Origin of the sequence: Flavobacterium urocaniciphilum (assembly GCF_900110615.1) — a bacterium.
Lineage (GTDB): Bacteria > Bacteroidota > Bacteroidia > Flavobacteriales > Flavobacteriaceae > Flavobacterium > Flavobacterium urocaniciphilum.
In genome coordinates, this window is sequence record NZ_FOEI01000007.1 from 117,251 (window position 1) to 143,483 (window position 26,233).

The window sequence follows — 26,233 nt, forward strand, 5'->3', positions numbered from 1 at the left end:
TTGTTATATTTTTAGAAGATGTGACAAAATAAAATCAATAGCCGCATTAAGTAAGGCTGTTCCGGCTTCAGGTCCAAAAATTTGTTGTAAATGACAATTTAATTGCCACCATCTGCAAGGATAAGCTTCTCTACCAACTGGGTTGTAATTTCCTGTAGTTGCATCACCAGGACCTCCAAATAATTCTGAACCTGTAGATTTTGGATTTTTTGTTAACGCATCTTGTTGAAATTTTAGAGCTTTAGCAAATGATATTCCGTCATAGGTTTCTATGATTTTGTTGTCTGTTGATTTGTTTTTTAAATGATTATAAGCATCATTTAATAAATTTCTTCCTTCAGTTGTATTTTGCCACTTACCGCATAGGGTTTTTTCAAAAGCAGCAAAATCTGTGGTGTTATTAAATGCTTGTGATAATTGATTTTTAAATGAAATAAAAGCTTTGGCAGCTGTAATTCTAGCATCCTCTTTTGTTTCAATTTGGGCATTAACATTCACACTTAACAACACTGTGGCAATAAAGCCAAATAACATTTTTTTCATATATTTGTTTTTTTTAAAATTAATTGCAGTCAACTTAGTACGCCAATACTAATTTAAGTTTGACTGCTTTTTTATAGTTGGAATTTTCAATATTAAAAGCAAAGCCAACTTTTCTTCACTTTAAACAAACAGTTTTAAAGAAATCTGATAATTCTAATTAGTTCCTCTTTTTTACTTGCAAGTTTTGTTTTCAGAACACTGCAAAGAAATGGGAATAGATAAGAATATTGCAAATGGATTTACTCGAAATTCATGAATTTCGTTGCTGATTTCATGAATGTTAAATAATTTTTTAATTAAATATCTGATTTTCAGCATTAGGTAAATTTTATAATTTTGTAAGTATTTTAATATTAATTTATATTTTTACACTTTATTAATTAATTAACATCTAAAATGATTTTTAAAAAAATTTATTTTATTTTTTTAGTTTTCCTATCTGTAAATTTTATGTTTGCTTATTCCCAAAACGAAATTAACAAAATGAGCTTTCTTGATATTTCAAAAAGGTTCTTTGAAAGTCAAGATAATTTAAAAGGTCAACTATATTATGCAGGATTATATTTAAAAAAGGCAAAAAAAGAAAATAAAAATATAGAGAAAGCAGTAGCTTATGATTTTTTTTCTATGGCATTTTTAGAATATGATTTAGAAAAAGCAAATTATTATTCTGATTTAGCAATTTCTAATTCACTAAAAAATCCAGATGCTTTTTACCCAATGAATGCATATTGGAATAAAGCAGTTATTTTGAGTAAACAAAAAAAATTCAATGAAGCAATAATTTATTATTCAAAAGCAGAAAATCTTGCAAAAAAATATAATTCTGATTTTTATTTTGCTATTAAATTAAATATTGGAATAATAAAATCTGAAAATTTAGGCGAGGTTAATGAAGCAATTAATATTTATAAGCAATGTTATAATTTTTATAATAAAAAAGAAAATGTTGATTACTATAATGATTTTAGAAGACGAACTATGTTTTCATTGGCAGATGCTTATAAAAGTCTAAAGCAAAATGATTCTGCTTCTTATTACAACAAAATGGGTTATGTTAATTCCAAAAAGTACAAAGATGATTTTCACTTATCGCTTTTTGTTCTTAATGAAGGTGCAAATTTAATAAATAAAGGAAACTATAAATCAGCTTTAGATAGTTTAAATAAAGTGTATTTTAAAATTATTAATAATAAGAAATTTAAAAATAATATAATTCCAATATATTTTTATTTTGGTAAAGCTTACGAGGGTTTAAATAACTATAATAAAGCATTAGAAAATTTTATTAAAGTTGATTCAATCTTTAATTTGACTAAAGAAATAACACCAGAATTTGTTGATGGATATCATTTTATTATTAACTATTATAAGAAAACTAAAAATACTGATAAACAGTTGTATTATATAAATAAGTTGATGGAGATAAATAATAGTTTTCAAAAAAATTATAAAGAATTAATGAAAAAACTTCATAATGATTATGATATTCCAGGTGTTGTAATGGAGAAAGAAAGCATTATTAATTCGTTAAATAAAGATAGATATTTCAATTATTATTTAATTGCAATTTTGTTTGCTTTATTTTTTTTGAGTTTATATTTTATTTATAAGCAAAAGAAAATTCATGAAATCCGTTTTAATAAAGTAATTGTTGAGACTCAAAAAAATAAAAATGAATCTTTAAAATCTAAAGTTGTTTTAAGAAATAAAACAAATGGTTATGAGATATCTCCAGAAATTGTTTCTGAAATTTTACAAAAATTAAACAATTTTGAAAAAGAAAAAAAATATATTAATTCTATTATTTCAATACATACTTTAGCTCAAGATTTAAATACTAATTCTAAATATTTATCAAGTATTATTAATAATAATTTGAATAAATCATTTACTAATTACATTAATGATTTAAGAATTGATAATATTATTAACGAACTTAAGGTAAATAAAAAGCTAAGGAAATATAATGTTAAAAGTATAGCTGAAGAAGCTGGTTTTAATACTGCAGAATCTTTTTCAAAAGCATTTTTTAAAAGAACAGGTATTAAACCAGCATATTTTGTTAAAAAATTAAGTGAATTTTAGATTGTTGTCATTTAACGCTTTATATTTTTTAAAACTCGAAATTCATGAAATCAGTGTAATCTAAACCCAAATAAATTTCTTTTAAAATATAGACTTTATAGATTTGAACCTTAAATTTAATAACAATTATGATGAAATCAAAAAAACAAATCAGAAAATTTAACTTTGAAAAATTTGAAGTTGCTAAGTTAGAAATTTTAAAAACTATTTATGGAGGAACTGGTGTTAATGGTGATACTGCAACGAATGATAGGCCTGGAAACTCTTCACAGCCTTGTGTGATTAGTAGAAATTCTAATCCTCCTTGTAAACCAATTGATACATCAATTAGTGGGTAATAAATAATTTTAATTGTTAAAAAAGGAATCTTTATGTGTATATACATAAAAATAAAAAATATATTATGAAAAAAACACTGTTTGGTTTATTACTTTATAGTTCACTTGCTTTTGCTCAAAAAACAACAAAAGCACCATCGCAAAAAGTTATAGATAATTATCATGGAATTGAAGTTGTCGATGAATATCGAAATTTTGAAAATTTAAATGATACTGCAGTTTTAAATTGGATAAAAACACAATCTACATTTTCTAAAAAAGTACTAAATGAAATTAAAAATAAAAATAGCTATTTAAATTTAGTTGATAAAATCGTGGACAGTAGGTACAATGAAATTAGAAAGAAGCCAGTCAATGTTTCTAAACAACAAAATTTAATTTTTAAATTTGATACAAAGGATTCCATCTACAAAATTTATTATAGAAAAAACGATAAGGAAGATTTTAAAATGATCTTTTCTCCGAAAGATTATAAACCAGAGACAAAGATTAATTATTATGTAAATTATCATAAATTAAGTCCAAATAAAACATATGTAGCAATTTCTTTAACACAAAATGGTCAAGAAATTTCGGATGTTATTATTTATGATTTGAAAAAAGGAAAATTATTGAAAGATATCATTCGAAATACTTGGGTTAGTGATATTGGAGGCATAAATTGGTTGAAAAATGAAAGTGGTTTTATCTATACTTATTTACCTGATACAGATAAGAATTCTGTTGGATTTATAAAAAATTCTGAAGCTGTTTTTTATAAACTAGGTTCAAAAGAAGGTGAACATAAAGTTTTGTTTTCTAAAAAAAATAATCCAAATATTAATATTAACTCAAATGATTTTTGTGTTGCATTTCAAAGTGGAGAATATTTTTATGCAAAATTATCCGGTGTTGAATCATTGAATGATTATTATTATGCGATAAAAGATGAAAATTTAAATTTTAATTGGATCCCTTTTTTTGAAAAAAAGGATAAGGTATTTGATTTTAAAAATAAAAATAATTCTTATATTTTTTATAAGGATTTAAATGGTTATTCTTGTCTATTTGAAACGGAAATTAAAAATCCAAATTTTAAAAAAACCAATCCTATTGTTCAGTTTCCTAAAAATGAAATAATTAACAATTTTATAATATCAAAAAATGATATTTATATTTCTACAATTACAAATGGTATTGTAGCAAAACTTTATGTTTATAAAAAAGCTTTAAAAGAAATCAAATTACCCATACCATCAGGATCTGTAAGTATATATCCCATAGAAGGAAATAAAACTGAATTTTGGGTAAGTTGTGGAAGTTGGAATAAACCTTCGATTAGATATAAATACAATTTTAAAAAGAGAATATTTATTGAGGATAATTATAAAGAGCCTGTAAAGATTTCAGAGTTTGATGATATAGTATTTGAAGAATTAACTATAAAAACTCACGATGGTTTAGATTTACCTTTGACTTTAATTTATAAAAAAGGAATGGTTAAAGATGGAAATAATAGAGTAATAATGGATGGATATGGAGCTTATGGTTATAACTATTCTCCATATTTTAGTCCTTATAGTTTATTATGGGTATATCAAGGTGGAATTTTAGTTAATACACATGTTCGTGGAGGCGGTGAAAAAGGAGAGGAATGGCGTTTAGGTGGGAGTAAAGCTACAAAGTCTAACTCTTGGAAAGATTTTATTTCTAGTGCAGAATTTTTAATTGCAAATGGATATACAAATCCTGAAAAATTAGGGGTTAAAGGCGGAAGTGCAGGAGGTATTCTAATTGGAAGAGCAATTACTGAAAGGCCAGATTTATTTAAAGCTGCGATAATTGATGTTGGGATTTTAAATGTTTTACGTTTTGAATTATCTCCTAATGGTGAAAATAATTTAAAAGAATTTGGAAGTTTTAAAATTAAGGAAGAATTTGAATCTTTATATAAAATGGATCCATTTCATCATATTAAAAGAGGGGTTTCTTATCCAACAACTTTAATCACATCGGGGATGAATGATAATAGAGTAATTTATTGGCAACCTGCAAAATTTGCTGCCAAATTAATGGAGTTTAATTCTGGTGAAAATCCTATTTTTTATTTTAATGATAATGAAAGTGGGCATGGAGAAAATTCATTGAAAAAAGATTATGAAAAATTAGAAATGACTTATAATTTTTTTAATTGGCAATTAGGTAATCCTGAATATAATTAAAATATAAATACTTCATTTTGTTAAAATGCAACCAAACACCATAAGTTGTTTCAATACCTACATATTGAGAACACCTTTATTTCCAATAAATTTTTATACGCAGTTACTTACAACTTATTCAAGCGATAGGTTGTTTAAGATTTTGGAAGAAGATGTAATTAAAAATGCAATTGGAATTGCTTCTCCAGAACTTATTGCCGAATTTGAAAAATTAAAAAGCTATTCAGAAGAAATTAATTCCAATAAAAAAATCAATTTAGAGTTAGCCTTGTTAAAATATATAGCAAGGCTTTCTTCTAGGGCAACACCCTTCGGAACTTTCGCAGGTTGTAGCGCTGGGGTTTTAGCAAATGAAACATCTATTGAAATGGATGCAATGGATAAGCATGAAGTGTTTATGCAATTCGACATGCACTATTGGATCAATTTATTAAAAGATATAGCTCAAAATCCAAACGTTCAAAAGGAGCTAATTTACTATCCAAACTCTTCATTGTATAAAATAACCGATTTTTATAGATATGTGGAATATCAATATGTGAATAAAAAAAGAGAGCATGTTTTATCTTCTTTTCGATTAAATCAAGTGATTGATATACTTATTGAAAACGCTAAAAGCGGAATAAAATTTAAGGTTTTAGTTAATTTAATTACTGAAGATGAATCTGAAATGGAAGCAGCTTCAGAATTTGTTTTAGAATTAATTAATTGCCAAATTTTAATAAGTGAATTAGAGGCAACTATTACGGGTGTTTTTGACATAAAAAGAATCATAAAAATTCTAAAGAGTATACCAAGTTTTAAAACCGAATGTAATTTATTAGAAGAAATGGCTTTTCATTTGAATAGTAAAACTCATCTTCAAAATCTAGAAAATCGTTCAAATACTTTAAATAGTTTAGTCAGTCTTTTTGTTACAGATTTTGAAGAGAAATACCTTTTGCAATACGATTTATTTACAAAAACTAAAAATTCATTGCTGAATAAAAAAGTGAGTTTAAAGGTTGAAAAAGCACTTCGTTTTTTAAGTAGAATTAAAAGAAATAATGAGAATGTTAATTTATCTAATTTTAAAAAAGCCTATTTAAAAAGATATGAAACTAGAGAAATGCCACTTTCAGTTGTTTTAGATTCAGAATTAGGAATTGGATATCTTCAACATACAACCATGAATGATACACATACTATATTAGATCGTTTTGCGTTCGACAAAAGTAAAAAAGGAACAACTATTACTGAAAATTGGACAAAATTAGATTACATTTTAGAAAAAAAATTAAAAGAATCGATTTTAAATTCTCAAAGTATTATTGTTTTAGAAGATAAAGATTTCGAGTTTTTAAATGTTGAAAACAAGAAATATCCCAATACTTTTTCTGTAATGGTAGAAATATTTAATGAAGAAGATAAGGATGTAATTTCTATTGAGTCAAGTGGTACTATCAGTGCAGCAAAACTCATTGGAAGATTTTGTAACGGTAACGAAGCTATTCATGATTTAGCAAATGAAATCATTCAAAAAGAAGCAGCATTAAATTCAGATAAAATTTTGGCTGAAATTGTACACATTCCTCAATCAAGAACGGGAAATGTATTAAAAAGACCTGCTTTAAGAGAATACGAAATTCCGTATTTGTCTAATAGTATATTGCCCAAAGACAATCAAATTGACATAGAAGATTTAAGTGTTTCTATTAAAGATAATACGGTTGTGTTGAAGTCGAAAAAGCTAAATAAAGAAATTATTCCATGTTTGTCGAATGCGCATAATTATTCGTATAATTCGCTTCCGATTTATCATTTCCTGTGCGATTTACAAGGGCAATCTGTACAATCAATTCCAAATTTCAGTTGGGGATTTCTAGAGAACCATTATGATTATTTTCCAAGAGTAGTGTATGCAGAAGTAATTTTATCAAAGGCGAAATGGATTATTGACTTTGATGAACTTAATCTGTTTTTAAAGCTTGATTTTGAAAAATTTACTGTTTGGAAAAACCAAAAAAGAATTCCGCAGTTTGTTAATTTAGTCAATGGCGACAATACTTTGTTGTTAGATTTGAATGTAGAAATAGGTTTGAAATTATTACTTAATTCTATAAAGCCACATTCGAAAATTATCTTAGAAGAATTTTTGTTTAAAGATAATTCGGTAGTTAAAGACGCTCATTCGAATTCATTTGCCAATCAATTCATTTTGTCATATTATAATTCAAATTAAAATGGAAAGAGTTTTTAGTTTGGGCAGTGAATGGATTTATTTTAAAATTTATACAGGTTATAAAACTGCAGATCTAATTCTAATAGAATATTTAAAAGAGAAAATAGATATATTAATTGAAGAAAATCATATCAAAAAGTGGTTTTTTATTCGGTATTTCGATACAGATAGTCACCTCCGACTTCGATTTCAAGTTCATAATCCGGAATCGGTTTACGTAATTTGTAAAGAACTTAACCCAATTTTTCAAGATGTATTAAACAAAAATTACTGCTGGAAAATTCAAAACGATACCTATTTAAGAGAAGTAGAACGTTATGGTCTAACAACAATTGAGGATTCTGAAACATTATTTTATTTTGATAGTAAAATGATGTTGGAGTATTTGAGCTTTAAAAACAGTTTTGAAAATGAAGCAACCCAATTGTTTTTCAGTTTCCTTAGTATTAATAGTTTTCTAAATGCATTTTCTTTACCTTTTTCAGAGAAGTTAATATTACTAAACGAAATGCAATTGGCATTTAAACAAGAATTCAACGCCACTAAAGTTTTAAAATCGCAACTCGATAAACATTATAGAGGTTTAGAAAACGATATAGTAAAAGTTCTAAATTATGAAGCTCAAGAAGAGTTTCAATTTCTTTATGCAATAATTGAAGAAAAATCGGAAAATAGCAAACCTGTTGCTAATGCAATTAAAGAAAAATTAAAAATCAATTTATTTTCCTTTCTCTCGAGTCATATTCATATGATGATTAACCGACAATTTACATCTCGTCAACGAGAATATGAAGTATTAATTTACGATCATTTATATAGATACTATAAAATGTGTTTTTATAGAAATGATACATTTAAATTAAATAATGTAAAGCCTAATACTGAAACAATAAAATGAATCTTTATCATTGAAGTTGTACTTTAGAGCAACTTTTGTATATTTGTATGATAGAAAATTGAATATGAAGATGAAAAAAGAAAATAGTAAATCTTTAGAACAATTTAAAGAAAAGCATTTCGGAAAAATTGGAACTACAAAGCGAAATGAGTTAGAAGCGGGTTATGAAAATTTTAAAATTGGAGCATTAATTCATGATGCAAGAATTAAAAAAGGATTAACACAAGAAGAATTAGCAATCAAAGTTGGTACAACAAAATCATACATTTCTAAAATTGAAAACAATGTAAAAGAAGTTCGTTTTTCAACCCTTCAAAAAATTGTTGAACTTGGTTTGGGCGGTCATTTAGAGTTAACAATAAAATTGTAGTTCAAACGCAATAAATAATTATAAAATTAAGTTTTAATTTATGGCTAAAAGCAATATTGTTTTTCTTATTACAATTTTCAGTTTAATTACAAGTTGTAATTCTGTTTCAAAAACAAATAAGATAGTTTTTTCAACAAATAAACCATCAAGAATAGAAATTAAGGATTTTGAATTTAAAACATTGAAAGGTGGGTTGTATTTTCACATAAACGATAGAGTTAATGAGGATATATTAATTAATGATGTAATCGTGAATAAAATAGAGTTTTATTGTGCAGATACTATTTATCAATGCAAACCTTATGATGTTTTTTCAAGTAAAATTGTGAATGCTACATTTTCATTTGCAACTTTAAGAGGCTCAAAAAAAATGCAATATTTTCATTTTGATAACAAAAATTGGATTTTAATTGGATTAGATGAGCAACTTGATTTAGTAAAGTAATAAATCCCAGCTCTGCAAAGAGTTCTAATTAAGATTAAACGTGCTGCGCAAAGTCTCCCGACTTTGAGCAATAATAACAAAAAGTTACAGTAATAATATTGTAGCTTTTTTATTTTTAAGAATTGAGATTAATTATATTTGATAAAATTATTAAAGACACTCAAAGTCGGGAGACTTTGCGCAGCTGGTACTGATAAACCTGAATTTACAACTTTAAATAAATTAATTCAAATAGCTCCGAATGGATATAAATTATATAATATAAATAAATAGATGATGAAATATTTTTTAAGTTTTGTGATATTACTTATGTCTTGTGATAAAAAGAATCAAGATTCGATAAATGTTTACTTGTTGAAAAGTAGAAAAAGAAATTTAGAAGGTATTTCTCTTGAAAAAACGGAATATTATAAAATAAATAAAAATTTAGATTATTTATTACCTTATACTACATATGATTCTTTAAATCAATCTTTGATTTACGCTTCAAATTTTAATTATTCATTAAAGGATTTACATTCTGAACCTATTATTAAAAATGAGGATATTATTAGTTTAGATACATTGAATAATTTACTAGTTTTAAATAATAAAGCTGGTGTTAAATTATTGAAAATGAAACCGTCAAGAATGCATGGAGAACAATTTGTTATGACTTTAAATAATCTTCCTGCATTAAATGGACATATTTTGAATCCTCATTCTTCAAATGGAAGTACTTGGATTTCTATTCAATATGATGATTTTAAGACAATAAAAGATACAACTTTGTCTCAATATAAATTTAGTTTTTTTATTGGAGATGGTACAAGTAATAGGAAAGGTAGGAAGAGAATAGAATTCAGTAAATACCCTAAATTAATTACCGCTTTTAAAGATTCTAAAAGATTAGTTGATAATACCCAGCTCTGCAAAGAGTTCTAATTAAGATTAAACGTGCTGCGCAAAGTCTCCCGACTTTGAGCAATAATAACAAAAAGTTACAGTAATAATATTGTAGCTTTTTTATTTTTAAGAATTGAGATTAATTATATTTGATAAAATTATTAAAGTCACTCAAAGTCGGGAGACTTTGCGCAGCTGGGGTAAAAAGAAATAATACAGTTAAAAAACCTAAATGATGAAATATTTGAATTTGTTTTTATTTGCTTTAATTTTTTCATGTAATAATTCTGAAAAAAGCAATAATTTAAAAAAAACTTCTAATAGTGAAATGGTTATATCAAGACCTCTTGAATTTAGTAAAAAAACAAGAAATAGTTTACTATTAAAAGCGATAAATCAAAAAGATACTTTAGCTTATAAAAAGTTATCTAATTTTTACTTGGCAAATGATAGAGCAGATGAATTTTATGTTTATGCTTTTATTATGGCAACTGAGCATAATTATCCAAAAGCTTACTATGATTTGTATGAAAGCTTAATGTTTGCATCTGTTTATATAAACCAATTTAAAAGAGAAAATTCAAAAAAAGTAGCAATCTATTATTTGTTAAAGTCTGCTGAATTGAACTATAAAGGTGGGAAAAATCATCTTGCAAAATATTTTAAGAATGTTGACGATATACCTAGTTCAAAAGATTATTGGTTAAAAGAGGTTGAAAGTAAAGTCCCAAATTAGGACATGGCGTAATTCACAAACATAAATAACACAAAAACAGTAGCTAAAAAGTTGCTGTTTTTTTATGGAAAAAAGAAAGAGGAGTGTTCCATTTAGTACAATCAAAAAAAAATAAAAAGCATTACTTAAATCTCACAACTTTCTTACTATCTTTGCACTCGATTAAAAACACACCATTGGAAGCAAAAAACATAACCCTAAAATCCGTTTTTTTAGATTTTAAAGAAATTACTAAAGCTGGCTTAGCTATTAGTGTAGTCTTTTCTTCTGTTGTTGGTTATTTGTTGGGCTTTTCTGAAAAATATCCTTTCAATTTCGTAACGCTTTTAATGTTGGTTATTGGTGGTTACTGCATGGTAGGGGCTTCTAATATTTTCAATCAAATTATTGAAAGAGATTTAGACGCTAAAATGGATCGTACCAAAAATCGTCCGCTTCCTTCTGGTCGAATTTCAGTAAACAATGCCTTAGTGTTAGGTTTTGTACTAACTTTCGTAGGGCTTTTGGTGTTGTATTTCATCAATCCGAAAACAGCAATGTTTGGTGCTATTTCTATTTTCATGTATGTAAGTTTATATACGCCTCTTAAAACATTAACGCCTTTGTCGGTTTTTGTTGGAGCATTCCCTGGTGCTATTCCTTTTATGTTAGGATGGGTTGCCGCTACAGGTGGTTTTGGTATCGAAGCAGGGACCTTATTTTTAATTCAGTTTTTCTGGCAATTCCCACACTTTTGGGCAATCGGTTGGTTCTTATACGACGATTATGAAAAAGCAGGTTTCTTTATGTTGCCTACTGGAAAAAGAGATAATAAAACAGCAGTACAAATTATTCTATATACATTTTGGTTAATTATTGCTTCAGTATTACCGGTTTTAGGTTTTACAGGTAAATTAGAATTGTCTATTATCGGTGCAGTAGCCGTAGTGCTTTTAGGGATATGGATGTTGTATTGGGCTTTTAAATTATATAGAGAAAAAGACGCTGCAACAGCAAAAAAATTAATGTTAGTGAGTGTTACTTATATAACGTTATTGCAAATTATTTATGTAATCGATAAGTTTATTTAGATTTTAAATATAAAAGAAAATGGAGAATACAATAACACAAGAAGTTTACGATAGAAAATCGAAATCTTACAAAATGCTTTTATACTTCGGTATGATTAGCATCATCATGATTTTTGCAGGATTAACGAGTGCGTTTGTAGTAAGTAAACAACGACCAGATTGGTTGAAGGAAATGATCATCCCGGAAACCTTTATTTACAGTACAATTGTCTTATTAATTAGTAGTGTAACATTTTATTTAGCTAAAAAAGCAATTAAATCTGATAATCGTTCATTAACTACAACGTATTTATTAGTAACTTTGGTGCTAGGTTTAACATTTGTATACTTACAATTTAAAGGATTCGATTTACTGTTCAATCAAGGCTTAGTACCTTTCGGTTCGTCTAGTAAAGTTACCGTTTCTTTCTTGTATGCTTTCGTGTTTGTACACGTTGCACACTTGTTTGGAGGTATGATTTCGTTAATTTATGTAATTTATAATCATTATAAACAAAAATACAATTCGTCGCAATGCCTTGGTATTGAGCTAAGTGGCCTATATTGGCACTTTATGGATTTTATTTGGGTTTACTTGTTTTTATTTTTCTATTTTTTCAAATAGAAAAAAAATAATAAATTTGGGAACTTTTTAACAATAACTATTTTATGGGCGCTACAGTTACACATGAACACGCTTTAGACGGAGGTCCAGGACCAATGGGAGCCACTTACGGTAAAATGATGATGTGGTTCTTCATCGTATCAGATGCTTTAACCTTTTCAGGATTTATCGCTGCTTACGGTTTTTCTAGATTTAAATTTATCGAAACTTGGCCAATTGCCGACGAAGTATTTACGCACTTTCCATTCTTACATGGACAAACATTACCAATGTACTATGTTGCATTAATGACGTTTATACTTATCTTCTCTTCAGTTACTATGGTAATTGCGGTAGATGCAGGTCATAAATTACAAAAAACTAAAGTAGCTATCTACATGTTACTTACAATTGTGGGTGGTTTCATCTTCTTAGGTTCTCAGGCTTGGGAGTGGAAAAACTTCATCAAAGGTGAGTACGGTGCAGTAGAAACTACAGGAGGTTCTATCTTACAATTCGTAAAAGCTGGAAAAGACGGTAAATACGAAAGAGTAAAATTAGAAGAATTTGCTGCTACTTTACCAGAAGAAAGAGAACAACTTACAAGAGAAAAAGGATTTTGGTTCATGAGCGAGTCAACTTTACCTGAATATTCAGTAAATGAAGTTATGGCTGGTTTCAAAGCTCATCCGGAAGTTTTAGTAAGAACTGAAATGATTAAGGACAAACATAAAACAGTTCTTACTCGTGAAGATTCTGAAAAAAGATTAGCAGATGCTGCTCACGTAGTACAAGGAGCTAACTTAATCAGAAACGAATACGGTCATAAATTATTCGCAGATTTCTTCTTCTTTATTACAGGTTTCCACGGATTCCACGTATTCTCAGGAGTTATGCTTAACATCTTAGTTTTCTTCAATGTTTTATTAGGAACGTATGAGAAAAGAAAGAGTTATGAAATGATTGAAAAAGTTGGATTATACTGGCACTTTGTCGATTTAGTTTGGGTGTTCGTATTTACATTCTTCTATTTAGTTTAATTTTTAGTAAAAGAAAAATATATTATGGGACACGCGCACGAATCTAATACAAAAAAGATATGGACAGTATTTGCAGCCTTATCATTAGTAACAATAGTTGAAGTTGCTTTAGGTATTGCAAAACCAGATAGCTTACACAGAGTTAATTTAATTAATACAAGTTTATTAAACTGGATATTCATCATCTTAACAATCGTTAAAGCTTACGGTATCATGTGGTACTTCATGCACTTAGAAGGTGAAAAGAAAAGTTTAAGATGGTCAATTGTTGCGCCATTAGTATTCTTAATTTTATACTTATGTTTTATCGTTTTAGTAGAAGCTGATTACATTTTTGAAGTATTCAAGCATTCTCACTACAAATGGATATTTTAACAAAATTTATATAAATCAATCCCGGCTAACGTCGGGATTTTTTTTACCTTTGTGTCACCAAAATTTATTCTATATAATTGAAAGTGCTACCGTTTATTTTTAAAAAAGTAAAACCAAGCAGTTAAAGAATATAGAGTTGCTAAAAATACATTTACATAAATGAAAAAATATTTCGTTTTATCCGTATTATTCTTCTTACCCATAGTTGCTTATATGTTTTTTGCAACGGCTTCTCATAATTCACTTTTCTTACCGGTTATTTCTAAGAATCATGCAGATGTACCAAGTCAGTTTGTGTCTTTAAATGGGGAAAAGATTTCTTTAGATCAAAAAATTACCATTTTAGGTTTTCCAGGGAATGATATTGAAGAAGTTAAGGCTAACTTGTTTAACTTAAATCAAAAAATTTATAATAAATACGGTGGCTTTAAAGATTTTCAAATGGTAATGATTATGCCGGATGGGAATCAAGAAAAAATAAAAGCCATTATGTTAGAATTTAGACGACTTTCTAACGATTTAAAAAATTGGCATTTCCTTTTTGGAAAACCAGTTGAAATAGAAAATTATTTCAATTCGTTTAAATTTAAAAATACTTTGAATGTACATACCGGAACTTCATTTGTGTACATCATCGATAGAGAAAAAAGTTTACGCGGAAGAAAAGGGCAAAAAATAAAAGGGAAAGTAGAGTATAGAGAATGTTATAACACTATTTCTGCTGCCGAATTACATAATGAAATGTCAGACGACGTAAAGATTTTACTTCGAGAGTATCGTTTAGCTTTAAAAAAGAATAAACGTAAAGATGATTTCAGAGATAAAATTGAACAAGAAGTAAGTAAAAAATAATGGTAAATCTTTAAGATGATATCCTGAGTTTGTCGAAGGACTTTTAGATTCAACAAGAATGAAATAAATAATATGAGGAATTGATTACTTCGTTCCTCGCAATGACATAAGAATGAAAAAAAACTCTTACATCGGAATATCGTTTATTGTTTTATTGTTCGGAATTTGGACCGTAAAAGAATTAACAGAACGTTTTAAAGATAGTGGATTAGAAAAATTAGGTAAAGTGCCCACTTTTGAATTAACTGATCAGAATGGTAAAAAAGTAACAAACAAAGATTATCAAGGTAAAGTATTTGTTGTGGAATTTTTCTTTGCTAATTGCGCTACTATTTGTCCGAAAATGAATCAAAATATGTTGCAATTACAAGAAGCTAATTATGGAAATTTAGATTTCGGAATTGCGTCTATTACTATCGATCCAGAAAATGATACTGCAGCTGCTTTAAAAGAACATGCTACTAAATTAGGAGTGAAGCATCCAAATTGGCATTTTCTAACAGGCAATTACGAATATATTATGAATTTGGCTAATAAAGGTTTTAATATTTATGCTGGAAAAGACGAAAAAGCACAAGGTGGTTTTGAACATTCAGGTTTATTTGCGTTAATTGATAAAGAAGGAAATATTAGATGTAGAAAAGATAATTTTGGTAATCCAATTTTGTATTATGATGGTTTAGAACAACCAGGTATAGACGCCATTAAAGAAGATATTAAATTATTATTAGAAGAATAAGAAAGAGCCAAGTAAAAAGGCAAAAGACATAAGAAAAAAGTAAAAAAAAAGTATAGTTTAATCTTCATGCCGTCACTTCGAGTGATTTTCAAATTGTAATGAAGAAAATTGTATCGAGAAGAAAATAATTAAATCATGGAAAATAACAACATAGAAACAAAATACAATAAGTTAATTACAGCAGTTTCAATTATCATTCCTTTAGCTGTAGCTGCATTATTCGGAGTAAACTTAAAAAAGTTAGGTTATGATGTAGAGCCTTTACATATGTTACCTCCAATTTACGCAACAATAAACGGAATTACAGCAGTAGTTTTAGTAGCTGCAGTTATGGCGATTAAAAACGGAAAAAGAAAACTACACGAAAACTTAATGAAAACCGCTATTGCTTGTTCAGTTGCGTTTTTACTAATGTATGTGGCGTATCATATGACTTCTATTTCAGCAGTGTATGGTGATACAAATCATAATTCAATTTTAGAAGATTCTGAAAAATTAGCTGTTGGTAGTTCAAGATTGTTTTATTTATTTATCTTGTTAACACATATTACGCTTTCAGTTGTAATTATTCCAATGGTTTTAATTACTTATGTTAGAGCGTTAGCACAACGTTTCGATAAACACAAAAAATTAGCTAAAATTACCTTTCCAATTTGGTTGTATGTTGCTATTACAGGTGTTATAGTTTATGTAATGATTTCTCCTTATTATGTTAAATAAAGTCAGAAGTTGGAAGTTGGAAGTTGGAAGTAAAGTTTTATTTTCAACTATTGCCTTTTGCCTTTTGCCTTTTGCCTCAATTGCTCAATGCGCTATGTGTAGAGCTTCTCTTCAAAATGAAGCAAATAAAGCGGCAGCTGAAGGGGTAAACGACGGTATTGTATATCTTATGGCTATTCCTTATATTTTAGTAGCAGCTGTGTTTTATGCGGTATGGCGACTAAGACAAAAGAAAAAAGAAGCTACAAATCAACAATAAAAAAACGTTCCGATTTCGGAACGTTTTTTTTATAAATTCAAGTTTTTAAATCTGAACCAAACCCAAACTTGTCATACTGAAAGCATCTCTATAACAATTGTGTGAGACTCTTTCAGAGTGACAAACGTTGTGGTTAATTTTATTGTGCTGAAAACTAATTGCTGAAAACTGATTACTAAATTTAGTCCATTCCGTCAATCGTAATTTTCATATTTCCAGATGAAGTGATAAACGCCACAATTCCATCATTATTCATTTCAATTTTTTCAAATACAAAATCATTAAGCTTACCATTTACAAAAACACCTTTCATTGGAGAATAATTAGTCAAATACGGAAGCATATTTTTCTTTCCTTCATCTAAATTTGGTTTGATAGAGTATTTGCAGTTTTCTTTAATTTTATTCAAAATTACGCCTTGTAATAGCCAATTTGCAGTTCGAGTTAAAATGCCTTTCGTGTTTAAAACATAATCTAAATCGTCAAAGTAAATTTCTTTTGTTTCCGAATTGTATTTTGGAACACCTGCTAAATAAATCGTACCGTTTACCGAACCTAACATGTCTAAAGCAATAATCATTTTGCCTTCTTTATGCCAAATGTCAACTTTTTGAACCGTGATTTTTCTTTTACCTGAACCAAATTCCTGACCCATGAAATTTTTGGTCATGATTCTACTAGCGCTTTCATAAGAAGAAACTGCGGCTATTGATGCATTAAAATCAGAAGGAATAATACCAACAGCTTTTGAAATTAATTTCGATTTGTCAAAACCTGTTTTTGGTTTTTGTCCAACCATAGTTTGCATTTGACATTTCAAACCTAAATTCATCGTTACTTTCGCATTTTTTAAAACGGCATTGGTACTATACAATTCTGTTGGAACCATTTTAAACCAAGTTTCATACGTTTCACTTGCTAAAAAAGGTGTCGACATCGTTTCCAATACTCCATAAACTTGTTCTTTGAAATCGCAACTTTTATTTATGGCTTCATCAATCATTTTAGCTACTTTTCCTTTAAAAATAGATAAGGTTGGATTGATGATGTAAGTAATTGGTACATTTTTACCAGCCACTAAAATACTCGGACTTTCGCTCCATTCGAAATCTTCAATTTTTGATGTTGTGTTCAATTTCCAATTGGCAAAATTGGCTTTACTGTTTAAAGTAATGGTTCCGTTTAAATTAATTTCTCGAGTATCGTTTAATCCTAAAAATTCGGTTCCATATTTAAATTTTGCCCATATTTTTAAAGGAATTACAGAAATGATTTCTCCGTTTTTTTCAACTAATTTAATATCGTTGGTTTTCCAAATTTTCATTTCGGTTTTATCGTCATTCAAAATGGAATCGTTGTAAATTAATCCTTTTAAATTTTTATTGACTTGATGTTCAATTTCCTTCACACTAACTTCCATTGGCATAGAAATTAAGGATGTTTTGTTGCTGTAAACAATTTCGGCACCCGTTGAAGGTTCTGGTTTTAACGCCTCTATTTTTTTAGTAGTACTGCAGCTAAAAAGACTAATATTTAATATTCCGAACAACAAGATTTTAATTTTTGAATTCATATGATGTGTTGAGTTTCTTTTAGTATAATCGGGCATAAAAATAAAATTTTAATTCTAATGTGTAACATTTTTTATCAAAATTGGTCTAACTATAAAAACAATAACAATAATGAAGTCAGTTCAAATAGTATTTATATTATTTTTTGCCAGCCTTACCACTTTCGCTCAAGGAAAAAAATGGACCTTGAAAGAATGTATCAATCATGCCATTCAAAATAATATTTCAATTAAACAATCGGAGTTGGATAACCAAAATGCATCCATTACTAAAAAAGATGCCATTGGAAATTTTTTACCAAATATTAATGCTTCTGGTTCTCATTCTTGGAATATTGGTTTGAATCAAAATATTACTACGGGTTTGTTAGAAAATCAAACCACACAATTTACTTCTGCTAATTTAAATGCGAATGTAGATATTTATAGAGGTTTGCAAAATCAAAACCAATTACGCAAAGCAAATTTAACTTTAATCGCTAGTCAATATCAATTAACTAAAATGCAAGAAGATGTAGCTTTAAATGTAGCGAATGCGTATTTGCAAATTTTATTCAATAAAGAGAATTTAAAAGTTCAAAAAGAACAACAATCATTAGATAAGAAACAATTACAAAGAATAACAGAATTAGTTGAAGCTGGTAATGTTCCAAAAGGAGATTTGTTAGATGTTCAGGCAACTTTGGCTTCAGACAATCAAAGAGTAATAGTAGCAGAAAATGCTTTATTATTATCAAAATTAAGTTTAGCGCAATTATTACAAATTGAGGATTTTCAAAATTTTGATGTGTCTGAAGAGGATATGCCAACTATGTTTTCTACCATTTTAACAGAATCATCAGATGCAATTATTGCTAAAGCAAAGGAAAATAGAACGGAATTAAAAATTGCTAATACTAATATTGATATTGCTAAGAAAGATGTAAGTATTGCTAAAGGTGCTTATTTACCAACTTTGTCTGGTTTTTACGGATTCAATACAAGAGCTTCCAACACAAATAGTTTTGATTTTCAAACTGGAATAATTTCAGGACCAAAACCAATTTTTGATCAATTTGATATTAACAAAGGTCAGAATTTCGGGTTGTCTTTAAATATTCCAATTTTTAATGGATTTGCAGCTAGAAATAATGTTGCTAGAGCTAAAATCGCTTTAGAAAGAACACAATTAGCTAAAAGTCAGCAAGAATTAGATATCGAACGTAATGTGTTTACAGCCTATACAGATACTAAAGCTGCTAAAGAAAGTCATGAAGCAGCATTGCAAATTGTAAAAGCTCGTGAATTAGCCATGCAATATGCTAAAGACAGATATGAAATTGGAATGATGAATATTTTCGATTTCAATCAAGCGCAAAATGCTTATGTAGCTGCTCAATCTGAAGTATTAAGAACCAAATACGATTATATTTTTAGAATTAAAATTTTAGAATTCTATTTTGGAATTCCACTTATAGAAAAACAATAAAGCCATGTCAAGAAAAAAATTATTTATCATTTTAGGAAGTGTTGTTGGATTAATTACGATATTAATTGTACTTAAAAAGAATGGTGCAATTGGTAATAACGACGAAAGCAAAATAGTTGAAGTGAAAAAAGCGGAAGAAATGACTATCATTGAAACCGTTTCAGCTACTGGAAAAATTCAACCTGAAGTAGAAATTAAAATTGCACCAGAAGTTTCTGGGGAAATTATTGCTTTAAATGTAAAAGAAGGACAACAAGTTAAAAAAGGTGACTTATTGGTTAAAATTAATCCTGATTTATATGAATCTGGAGTAAACAGAACAGTAGCTTCTTTATCAACTACGAAAGCAGGTGTAAGTCAAGCTGATGCTCAAATGAAAGAAGCAAAAGCGAATTACGATAGAAATAAAAAATTGTTTGAAAAAGGAGTGATTTCAAGAGCAGAATGGGACAGAATTGTTTCAGCTTATGAAGTGGCAAGTGCAAGTAAACAATCGGCTTATTACCAAATGAAATCAGCATCGGCTAATGTAACTGAAGCAAATGACAACTTAAAACGTACAACTATTATTGCGCCAGCAGATGGAACTATTTCTAAATTAGATGTAGAATTAGGAGAAAGAGTAATGGGAACGCAAGGTATGGCAAGTACTGAGTTGATGAGAATTGCAAACTTAAACAATATGGAAGTTGAAGTAGATGTTAATGAAAATGATATTGTAAAAGTTAGTATTGGTGATTCGGCTAAAGTAGAAGTTGATGCATATTTAAAAAGAAAATTTGATGGTGTAGTTACTAGTATTTCCAATTCTGCAACAACAGGATTAACGGCAGATCAAGTAACAAACTTTAAAGTAAAAGTAAGATTAGTTAAAGAATCGTATGCAGATTTATTAGAGGGAAAACCTTCGAATTTTTCACCTTTCCGTCCAGGAATGACAGCTACAGTTGATATTGAGACAAAAAGAAGTGTAAATGTTTTAGGTGTGCCAATAAGTGCAATTGTTATTAAAGATGATACAACTTCAACTAAAAAAGATATCGTTGCTGAAATAGAAAAAGAAGAAGCTGAAGCAAAAGGTAAAACGCCAAAAAAAGATATCAAATACGAATGTGTTTTTGTGAAAGTTGGTGATAAAGCAAAAATTAGAGTAGTAAAAACTGGAATTCAAGATGATACAAATATTGAAATTTTATCAGGATTGAAAAAAGGAGATGAGATTATTACTGGTCCGTATACTTTAGTTTCAAAAGATTTAATGCCTAATGATAAAGTAAGATTGGAAACAAAAGCAGATAAAGATAAAAAGGCAAAAGAAGAGAAGAGTTAGTTAAATAGATAGATAGATTTTGATTTTAAGAAGGCACAAGAAATTGTGTCTTTTTTTTTGTTACTTTGCGTAATAATTAGTTTGAAAATGGCATTGATTTTAAATATAGAAACAGCTACTAAAAATTGTTCAGTAGGTTTATCGAAAAATGGGGAAGTTTTATTTGTTAAAGAAATAGCAGAACAAAATTTTTCTCATGCAGAAAAATTGCATGTTTTTATTGAAGAAGTTTTTGCTGAAACCAATTTAAAATTATCCGATTTGTCTGCTATTGCTGTAAGTCAAGGTCCGGGTTCTTATACGGGTTTGCGAATTGGTGTTTCAGCTGTGAAAGGATTATGTTATGCCTTATCGGTTCCATTAATTGCAGTAGATACTTTAGAAGTTATTGCAAGAAAAATTAATGTTGATAATGGTATAATTGTTCCAATGATTGATGCGCGAAGAATGGAAGTCTTTTCTGCTTTTTTTGATGCAAATTTCAATAAAATTAGAGAAACGAAAGCTGAAGTTATCGATGCTTTAAGTTACAAAGATATTTCAGATGCCATTCATTTAGTAGGTGATGGCGCGATGAAATTGAAAGATGTGTTAACCGATTCTAAATTTCATTTTTACCCAGAATTAGAATTTCCTTCAGCAACAGAAATGGCTGTAATTGCACAGCAAAAGTTCGAAAAAAACGAATTTGAAGATGTTGCTTATTTCGAACCTTTTTACTTAAAAGATTTTGTTTTGATTACGAAGAAGTAATTATTACAAATCTACCAAATCCTTAGTTTGTTCTAAAATATCCGATTTTACTTTCATGTGATTAGCGTTTTCGGTCCACACTCTAACTGAAAAATGCACATTAGAATCCGTAAAATGATTAATATATACTTCCGGCTTTGAGTCTTTTAAAAGTAAAGGATGAGATGCGGCAATTTGATATAATTTCTCTTTTAAACTAGATACGTCACTAGTGTAATTTGTTAGAATTTCTACATCAACTCTTCTGGTATTTAATTGTGTATAGTTTTTAATTTTTCCATTTGATAAAATACCGTTTGGAATATACACAACTTGGTTAGTTGCGGTTATAATTTTTGTTGAAAATATTAAAATTTCTGAAACTTTACCTTGTTCGCCTTGAACTTCAATAGTGTCGCCAACTTTAAAAGGCTTAAACAAGATGATTAAAATTCCACCCGCAAAATTGGATAACGAACCTTGTAAAGACAAACCAACTGCTAAACCAGCTGCTCCTAATATCGCTACAAAAGAAGAAGTTTCAATACCTAATTTGGAAACTACAGTTATGAATAACATTACACGTAACGTCCAAAAAATGATGTTTCCTAAAAAGTTAGTTAAGGTAATTTCAACATGTCTTTTTATCATTAACTTTTTGGCAGTTTTAGTAATAAAACTTGTAAACCAAAGCCCTGAAACTAAAATTAATAATGCAATGGCGATTTTTATAGAATAGTCTAATATATAAGTGCCGTATTGTCCGGATAAAATTTCATTAATCATAATTGTAATTTTTTTGCAAAAATAAAAAAGCGCTCTATAAATAGAACGCTTTTTAACTGTTTTTTATAGGATTTGTTAATCTAATTCGAACGTGATTTTTAAATTCACTCTAAATTCGGTTACTTCGTCGTCTACAACTGCAGCGCTTTGTTCTTGCACGTAAACGGAACGTATATTTTTTAAGGTATTAGATGCTTTTGAAACAGCTTTCTTAGTAGCATCTTCCCAACTTACACTAGAACTCGATAATATTTCGATAACTTTTAAAACGGCCATACTATTAACTTTTAAAATTAGGATTTTAAAGGTACAAAATTATTCGTTTCAAAAGGTAAATATTTTAAATTTGATTATTGATATTCAGATAGTTAATATAAGAAATCAATACTTTTATCCGTTCATAGCTTCTACAATAATGGTATTGTTGCTTAACATTTGACGCAACATGTTTTCAATACCATTTTTCAATGTAAATGTTGAAGATGGACATCCGCTACAAGCTCCTTGTAACGTTACTTTAACCACGTTTGAAGTTTCATCATACGAATTAAAAGTAATGTTTCCTCCATCGCTTTGTACAGCTGGCTTCACATATTCTTCTAAAATATTAATAATTTGCTGAGAAGTAACATCTAAATTATCAAAATATTCATCTTGTTTAATTTTGAAATTATCTGTTTTCTCAATCAAACTTTCATCTACAACCAAATCGGTTTGTTCTAAATATTGTTTTAAGAAATTGCGTAATTCAAAGGTAATTTCATTCCAATCTGCAATGTCATATTTAGTAATTGAAACATAATTTTCGTCAATAAAAACTTCTTTTACAAACGGAAAGCTAAACAAATCTTTTGCTAAAGGAGAAGCTTTAGTTTCGTCTATGTTTTTACATTCAACCGCTGTTTTTGTTAACATTTTATTCGCAACAAATTTTGTTACAGAGGGGTTTGGAGTCGATTCCGCATAAATCGTAATTGGATTTTTCTTAACCGTAGTTTCTTCTTCTAAAATAATTTTACCGCCTTTTTCAATATACTCTTCAATTTGTTGTGCTACTTCGTCTTGAACATCTTCCCATTCAACAATTGAAAATTTTTCAATTGCGATGAAATTTCCAGAAATATATACTGTTTTTACAAACGGTAAAAAGAATAACTGCTTGGCTAATGGCGACTTAGCAGTTTCATCTATGTTCTTAAATTCGTAATTGTTATTTCGAGTAATGTTTTCTTCTAATTCAAATTTAACAATTGACGAGTTATTTGTGATTTTTATCGATATTTTGCCCATTTTAGTCCTTTTTTTGCAAAGATACAAACATTACAAAAAGTAAAGTTATATATTTGAACTTTATTATTTTGTTAACACAACATCAACATAAACCAACACACAAAATGAAAAAATTACTACTTTTATGCATTATGTTATTTTCATTGATAACAAATGCACAATTAAATGTAAATAATACTCTTTATTCCCCTGCCGATTTAATTTTAAGTAAATTAATTGGTCCGGGTTTAGCGGTTTCTAATGTTAAATATAACAATAGTGCTGCAAATGCTTTTGTTACAAATAATCAATTAGGATTTTATTCAACGGGTTCTACTGCTACAAACTTAGGACTTACTAGTGGTTTAATTATGACAAATGGTTCGGCTACTGGAGCTATTGGTCCTAATTCTGCTAATGGAAGTACAACAGCTTCAAATACTCCAATGAATGGAGATCCAGATTTGAGTTTGATTACTACAATGAGTATCAATAATATTTGTATTTTAGAATTTGACTTCGTTCCACTTGGTCCTGAAGTTAAATTTGAATATGTTTTTGCTTCTGAGGAATATCCAGAATATGTTAATTCTAGTTTTAATGATGTTTTTGGTTTCTTTTTAAGTGGTCCTGGAATTTCTGGACCTTTTTCAAATGGAGCAAAAAATATCGCTTTGTTACCAAATTCAACAACACCAATTTCAATTAATAATGTAAATTGTGGTAATGCATCAGGATGTCCGGCTACATTGCCTGGAAATACAAATTGTGCTTATTATGTAAATAACTGTGGTGGTGCTCATATACAGTATGATGGATTCACTACTGTTTTAACAGCAAGATCTGAAGTGCAGTGTGGTCAAACATATCATATTAAATTAGCCTTAGCAGATGCTGGGGATTCTGCATTTGATTCAGCTGTATTTTTTAAAGAAAAAAGTTTTTCGGTTCCTTCAGTTAATTTAGGAGGAGATATGGTTGGGCCAAGTGAGGCTTGTTGTGGAGATAGCTTGCCATTTACTACTCCTTTTAATCAAACAGATTATCCTGGAGCAATTCACTATTGGTATTTTAATAATGTTTTAGTGTATACTTCTACAACTTCAAATACATATATATTAAGTGATTTGACTTGTACAGATGGAATTATGAAAGTTATTGTTAAACCTTATCCTTCTCAAAATTGTACATTCGAAGATGAAATTGTAATCAATTATAAAGAAGGTCCGGTTTTAAATACTCCAAATCCGTTAACTTTATGTTCGGATAATCCTGCTACTGCTACAGGAGTTTTTGATTTAAATTTACAAATTAATGCAATTGTACCAAATTATGATTCTAGTTTTGATGAGTTAGGATTTTATTTAACATATGATGATGCATTTGATGATACAAATGTTATTCCTCAATCGCAATGGCATACTTTCAACGGAACAAATGATCAATCTATCTTTTTAGGTTATTCTAATTTTATGACTTCTGGAAACGTATGCCGTTCTATAAAAGAATTTAAATTGAAATTTGTAAACTGCGACGATACAGTTTGTAGTCTTACTCCAAATTCAACTTTATTTGATTTAACTACAAGAAAACCTATTATTTTTAACGGTTTTGATCCAACTAAATATTCGATCAGTTTCCACCACGATATGGCATCTGCTGTAGCTGGAACTGGAGCGATTACTCCTGAAAATGCATATGTTACTTCAACAAATCCAGAGGAAATTTATGTTAGATATTGGGAAAATTTAGTTCCATTAAATAAACAATTTACTCAATTTACATTACAAGCAAGTCAGTCTAACTATGCAGGTACTGATGGTACTTTAACTTTTTGTAAAGATGATGTAGTGGTTTATAATTTAGCTGATTATATTACTGGAGAACAAACAGGAGGAACTTGGTCAATAGTTTCTGGTTCAGGAGCAAATGTAAATTTAGCTGCTGGTACAATTGCTTCTAATAATAGTGCTGCTAATTATGTTTTACAATATACGGTTAATGCAAGTCCAACTTGTCCTACAGATGTAAGTACAGTTACCGTTACAATAAATGCTGTTTGTGGTGCGCAAACACCTCCAAACATGGTGCTTTGTGATAATTTAAACGATGGTGTAGAAATTTTTAATTTATCATTACAAAATGCTGCAATTTTAGGTACATTAAGTAGTGCTGATTACACAGTTTCATACCATACAAGTGCTGCCAATGCAACAAGTGGCGCAGCGCCTATTACTCCAAATAATGCTTATCCAAATATTTCAAATCCTCAGACTATTTATATTAGAGTAATTAAAAATTCTGATGGATCTCTTTTTGATGATAGTAAATTTTTCGATTTAATTGTTGTAGCTCCTCCAACTGTAACTAGTTTTACAGGAACAGCTTCAATATGTAATGGTTCATCAACGAATTTAACTTTTGTTGGAACGCCAAACACAATTGTTACCTATTCAGATGGAACTTCAACGTTAACTACACCTTTAGATGCCACTGGTAATGGTTCTGTAACAGTAACTCCAACTGCAACTACTACTTATACTTTATCAGGTATTGCTACAACGGGTACTCCAGTTTGTACAAATACTGCTACAGGAAGTGTTACGATTACAGTTAACAATCCTCCAGTAGCTGGTACGGATGGTTCTACTACTGTTTGTGAAACAAGTGCAGCTGTAATTGATTTATACTCATTAATTACAGGTGAACAAGCCG

General features: G+C 28.7%; 26 protein-coding genes. 21 read left to right on the plus strand and 5 right to left on the minus strand.

All coding sequences use genetic code 11. The annotated features are described in order from the left end of the window. Positions 1-3: 3 nt before the first annotated feature. The gene (locus tag BMY86_RS11455; RefSeq protein WP_143065657.1) at positions 4-543 is read right to left on the minus strand and encodes a hypothetical protein; all 540 of its coding nucleotides are present in this window, start codon (positions 541-543) and stop codon (positions 4-6) included. A gap of 483 nt (positions 544-1,026) precedes the next feature. Here BMY86_RS11455 and BMY86_RS11460 point away from each other — a divergent pair, with 483 nt between their 5' ends. The 17 genes from BMY86_RS11460 to BMY86_RS11540 all read left to right on the plus strand — a co-directional run bounded on the left by BMY86_RS11460 (position 1,027) and on the right by BMY86_RS11540 (position 16,363). Beyond that, a complete protein-coding gene (locus BMY86_RS11460; RefSeq protein WP_177177172.1) occupies positions 1,027-2,631 on the plus strand; it encodes an AraC family transcriptional regulator in 1,605 nt (534 codons plus the stop codon). Positions 2,632-2,759: 128 nt separating this feature from the next. Then, positions 2,760-2,969 (plus strand): hypothetical protein, encoded by a 210-nt coding sequence (locus BMY86_RS11465; protein ID WP_091469464.1) that lies wholly within the window; start codon positions 2,760-2,762, stop codon positions 2,967-2,969. Positions 2,970-3,034: 65 nt separating this feature from the next. Further along, positions 3,035-5,170: a prolyl oligopeptidase family serine peptidase gene (locus BMY86_RS11470; RefSeq protein WP_091469467.1), complete on the plus strand. Its 2,136-nt coding sequence runs from the start codon at positions 3,035-3,037 to the stop codon at positions 5,168-5,170. A gap of 64 nt (positions 5,171-5,234) precedes the next feature. After that, positions 5,235-7,391: a lantibiotic dehydratase family protein gene (locus BMY86_RS11475; protein WP_177177173.1), complete on the plus strand. Its 2,157-nt coding sequence runs from the start codon at positions 5,235-5,237 to the stop codon at positions 7,389-7,391. Between the two features lies 1 nt (position 7,392). Continuing rightward, positions 7,393-8,289, plus strand: coding sequence for a thiopeptide-type bacteriocin biosynthesis protein (locus BMY86_RS11480; RefSeq protein ID WP_091469471.1), 897 nt, complete (start codon positions 7,393-7,395; stop codon positions 8,287-8,289). 64 nt (positions 8,290-8,353) lie between these two features. Beyond that, a complete protein-coding gene (locus BMY86_RS11485) occupies positions 8,354-8,659 on the plus strand; it encodes a helix-turn-helix domain-containing protein (protein ID WP_091469474.1) in 306 nt (101 codons plus the stop codon). A 40-nt stretch (positions 8,660-8,699) separates the two neighbouring features. Beyond that, complete coding sequence (locus tag BMY86_RS11490; RefSeq protein WP_091469476.1) at positions 8,700-9,104, plus strand: hypothetical protein; 405 nt, start codon at positions 8,700-8,702, stop codon at positions 9,102-9,104. Positions 9,105-9,401: 297 nt separating this feature from the next. Further along, a complete protein-coding gene (locus tag BMY86_RS11495) occupies positions 9,402-10,028 on the plus strand; it encodes a hypothetical protein (protein ID WP_143065658.1) in 627 nt (208 codons plus the stop codon). Between the two features lie 196 nt (positions 10,029-10,224). Further along, positions 10,225-10,725, plus strand: a complete 501-nt coding sequence (locus tag BMY86_RS11500) for a hypothetical protein (RefSeq protein ID WP_143065659.1) — start codon at positions 10,225-10,227, stop codon at positions 10,723-10,725. Between the two features lie 152 nt (positions 10,726-10,877). Beyond that, entirely contained in the window at positions 10,878-11,795 is a 918-nt protein-coding gene (cyoE, locus tag BMY86_RS11505; RefSeq protein ID WP_394332574.1) for a heme o synthase, read from the plus strand. 19 nt (positions 11,796-11,814) lie between these two features. Then, on the plus strand, positions 11,815-12,399 hold the full coding sequence (locus BMY86_RS11510) for a cytochrome c oxidase subunit 3 (RefSeq protein WP_091469485.1): 585 nt from the start codon (positions 11,815-11,817) through the stop codon (positions 12,397-12,399). Between the two features lie 44 nt (positions 12,400-12,443). Continuing rightward, positions 12,444-13,418 carry a cytochrome c oxidase subunit 3 gene (locus BMY86_RS11515; RefSeq protein ID WP_091469488.1) on the plus strand — a complete coding sequence of 325 codons (975 nt, stop codon included), beginning with the start codon at positions 12,444-12,446 and terminating at the stop codon, positions 13,416-13,418. A 24-nt stretch (positions 13,419-13,442) separates the two neighbouring features. Next, on the plus strand, positions 13,443-13,793 hold the full coding sequence (locus tag BMY86_RS11520) for a cytochrome C oxidase subunit IV family protein (RefSeq protein WP_091469489.1): 351 nt from the start codon (positions 13,443-13,445) through the stop codon (positions 13,791-13,793). Between the two features lie 159 nt (positions 13,794-13,952). Further along, positions 13,953-14,645, plus strand: coding sequence for a hypothetical protein (locus tag BMY86_RS11525; RefSeq protein ID WP_091469491.1), 693 nt, complete (start codon positions 13,953-13,955; stop codon positions 14,643-14,645). Positions 14,646-14,757: 112 nt separating this feature from the next. Then, the gene (locus BMY86_RS11530; RefSeq protein ID WP_091469493.1) at positions 14,758-15,384 is read left to right on the plus strand and encodes an SCO family protein; all 627 of its coding nucleotides are present in this window, start codon (positions 14,758-14,760) and stop codon (positions 15,382-15,384) included. 135 nt (positions 15,385-15,519) lie between these two features. Further along, positions 15,520-16,104, plus strand: a complete 585-nt coding sequence (locus BMY86_RS11535; protein ID WP_091469497.1) for a DUF420 domain-containing protein — start codon at positions 15,520-15,522, stop codon at positions 16,102-16,104. Beyond that, on the plus strand, positions 16,094-16,363 hold the full coding sequence (locus tag BMY86_RS11540; RefSeq protein ID WP_091469500.1) for a hypothetical protein: 270 nt from the start codon (positions 16,094-16,096) through the stop codon (positions 16,361-16,363). Before BMY86_RS11535 ends, BMY86_RS11540 begins: the two co-directional genes overlap by 11 nt. A 181-nt stretch (positions 16,364-16,544) precedes the next feature. Here the strand turns inward: BMY86_RS11540 and BMY86_RS11545 are convergent, their stop codons facing one another. Continuing rightward, positions 16,545-17,972 (minus strand): DUF4403 family protein, encoded by a 1,428-nt coding sequence (locus tag BMY86_RS11545; protein ID WP_245745661.1) that lies wholly within the window; start codon positions 17,970-17,972, stop codon positions 16,545-16,547. A 73-nt stretch (positions 17,973-18,045) separates the two neighbouring features. On the opposite strand from BMY86_RS11545, the gene BMY86_RS11550 reads away from it, so the two are divergent. The 3 genes from BMY86_RS11550 to tsaB all read left to right on the plus strand — a co-directional run bounded on the left by BMY86_RS11550 (position 18,046) and on the right by tsaB (position 21,484). Continuing rightward, the gene (locus BMY86_RS11550) at positions 18,046-19,401 is read left to right on the plus strand and encodes a TolC family protein (protein WP_091469505.1); all 1,356 of its coding nucleotides are present in this window, start codon (positions 18,046-18,048) and stop codon (positions 19,399-19,401) included. 4 nt (positions 19,402-19,405) lie between these two features. Beyond that, entirely contained in the window at positions 19,406-20,731 is a 1,326-nt protein-coding gene (locus BMY86_RS11555) for an efflux RND transporter periplasmic adaptor subunit (protein WP_091469508.1), read from the plus strand. 87 nt (positions 20,732-20,818) lie between these two features. Continuing rightward, positions 20,819-21,484, plus strand: coding sequence for a tRNA (adenosine(37)-N6)-threonylcarbamoyltransferase complex dimerization subunit type 1 TsaB (gene tsaB / locus BMY86_RS11560; protein ID WP_091469511.1), 666 nt, complete (start codon positions 20,819-20,821; stop codon positions 21,482-21,484). Positions 21,485-21,487: 3 nt separating this feature from the next. Here tsaB and BMY86_RS11565 read toward each other — a convergent pair whose 3' ends face one another. The 3 genes from BMY86_RS11565 to BMY86_RS11575 all read right to left on the minus strand — a co-directional run bounded on the left by BMY86_RS11565 (position 21,488) and on the right by BMY86_RS11575 (position 23,539). Beyond that, positions 21,488-22,249, minus strand: a complete 762-nt coding sequence (locus tag BMY86_RS11565) for a mechanosensitive ion channel family protein (RefSeq protein ID WP_091469514.1) — start codon at positions 22,247-22,249, stop codon at positions 21,488-21,490. Positions 22,250-22,324: 75 nt separating this feature from the next. Further along, positions 22,325-22,525: a dodecin family protein gene (locus tag BMY86_RS11570; protein WP_091469517.1), complete on the minus strand. Its 201-nt coding sequence runs from the start codon at positions 22,523-22,525 to the stop codon at positions 22,325-22,327. Between the two features lie 114 nt (positions 22,526-22,639). Then, entirely contained in the window at positions 22,640-23,539 is a 900-nt protein-coding gene (locus BMY86_RS11575) for a NifU family protein (RefSeq protein WP_091469519.1), read from the minus strand. A gap of 104 nt (positions 23,540-23,643) precedes the next feature. On the opposite strand from BMY86_RS11575, the gene BMY86_RS11580 reads away from it, so the two are divergent. Beyond that, a partial coding sequence (locus tag BMY86_RS11580) for a choice-of-anchor L domain-containing protein (protein ID WP_143065660.1) occupies positions 23,644-26,233 on the plus strand: 2,590 nt, incomplete at its 3' end.

Excerpts from the sequence above, each read along its gene's own strand:
- BMY86_RS11455 (WP_143065657.1), bottom strand. The coding sequence starts at position 543 with ATGAAAAAAATGTTATTTGGCTTTATTGCCACAGTGTTGTTAAGTGTG.
- BMY86_RS11460 (WP_177177172.1), top strand. The coding sequence starts at position 1,027 with ATGAGCTTTCTTGATATTTCAAAAAGGTTCTTTGAAAGTCAAGATAAT.
- BMY86_RS11465 (WP_091469464.1), top strand. The coding sequence starts at position 2,760 with ATGATGAAATCAAAAAAACAAATCAGAAAATTTAACTTTGAAAAATTT.
- BMY86_RS11470 (WP_091469467.1), top strand. The coding sequence starts at position 3,035 with ATGAAAAAAACACTGTTTGGTTTATTACTTTATAGTTCACTTGCTTTT.
- BMY86_RS11480 (WP_091469471.1), top strand. The coding sequence starts at position 7,393 with ATGGAAAGAGTTTTTAGTTTGGGCAGTGAATGGATTTATTTTAAAATT.
- BMY86_RS11485 (WP_091469474.1), top strand. The coding sequence starts at position 8,354 with ATGAAGATGAAAAAAGAAAATAGTAAATCTTTAGAACAATTTAAAGAA.
- BMY86_RS11490 (WP_091469476.1), top strand. The coding sequence starts at position 8,700 with ATGGCTAAAAGCAATATTGTTTTTCTTATTACAATTTTCAGTTTAATT.
- BMY86_RS11500 (WP_143065659.1), top strand. The coding sequence starts at position 10,225 with ATGAAATATTTGAATTTGTTTTTATTTGCTTTAATTTTTTCATGTAAT.
- BMY86_RS11510 (WP_091469485.1), top strand. The coding sequence starts at position 11,815 with ATGGAGAATACAATAACACAAGAAGTTTACGATAGAAAATCGAAATCT.
- BMY86_RS11515 (WP_091469488.1), top strand. The coding sequence starts at position 12,444 with ATGGGCGCTACAGTTACACATGAACACGCTTTAGACGGAGGTCCAGGA.
- BMY86_RS11520 (WP_091469489.1), top strand. The coding sequence starts at position 13,443 with ATGGGACACGCGCACGAATCTAATACAAAAAAGATATGGACAGTATTT.
- BMY86_RS11525 (WP_091469491.1), top strand. The coding sequence starts at position 13,953 with ATGAAAAAATATTTCGTTTTATCCGTATTATTCTTCTTACCCATAGTT.
- BMY86_RS11530 (WP_091469493.1), top strand. The coding sequence starts at position 14,758 with ATGAAAAAAAACTCTTACATCGGAATATCGTTTATTGTTTTATTGTTC.
- BMY86_RS11535 (WP_091469497.1), top strand. The coding sequence starts at position 15,520 with ATGGAAAATAACAACATAGAAACAAAATACAATAAGTTAATTACAGCA.
- BMY86_RS11540 (WP_091469500.1), top strand. The coding sequence starts at position 16,094 with ATGTTAAATAAAGTCAGAAGTTGGAAGTTGGAAGTTGGAAGTAAAGTT.
- BMY86_RS11545 (WP_245745661.1), bottom strand. The coding sequence starts at position 17,972 with ATGCCCGATTATACTAAAAGAAACTCAACACATCATATGAATTCAAAA.
- BMY86_RS11550 (WP_091469505.1), top strand. The coding sequence starts at position 18,046 with ATGAAGTCAGTTCAAATAGTATTTATATTATTTTTTGCCAGCCTTACC.
- BMY86_RS11555 (WP_091469508.1), top strand. The coding sequence starts at position 19,406 with ATGTCAAGAAAAAAATTATTTATCATTTTAGGAAGTGTTGTTGGATTA.
- tsaB (WP_091469511.1), top strand. The coding sequence starts at position 20,819 with ATGGCATTGATTTTAAATATAGAAACAGCTACTAAAAATTGTTCAGTA.
- BMY86_RS11565 (WP_091469514.1), bottom strand. The coding sequence starts at position 22,249 with ATGATTAATGAAATTTTATCCGGACAATACGGCACTTATATATTAGAC.
- BMY86_RS11570 (WP_091469517.1), bottom strand. The coding sequence starts at position 22,525 with ATGGCCGTTTTAAAAGTTATCGAAATATTATCGAGTTCTAGTGTAAGT.
- BMY86_RS11575 (WP_091469519.1), bottom strand. The coding sequence starts at position 23,539 with ATGGGCAAAATATCGATAAAAATCACAAATAACTCGTCAATTGTTAAA.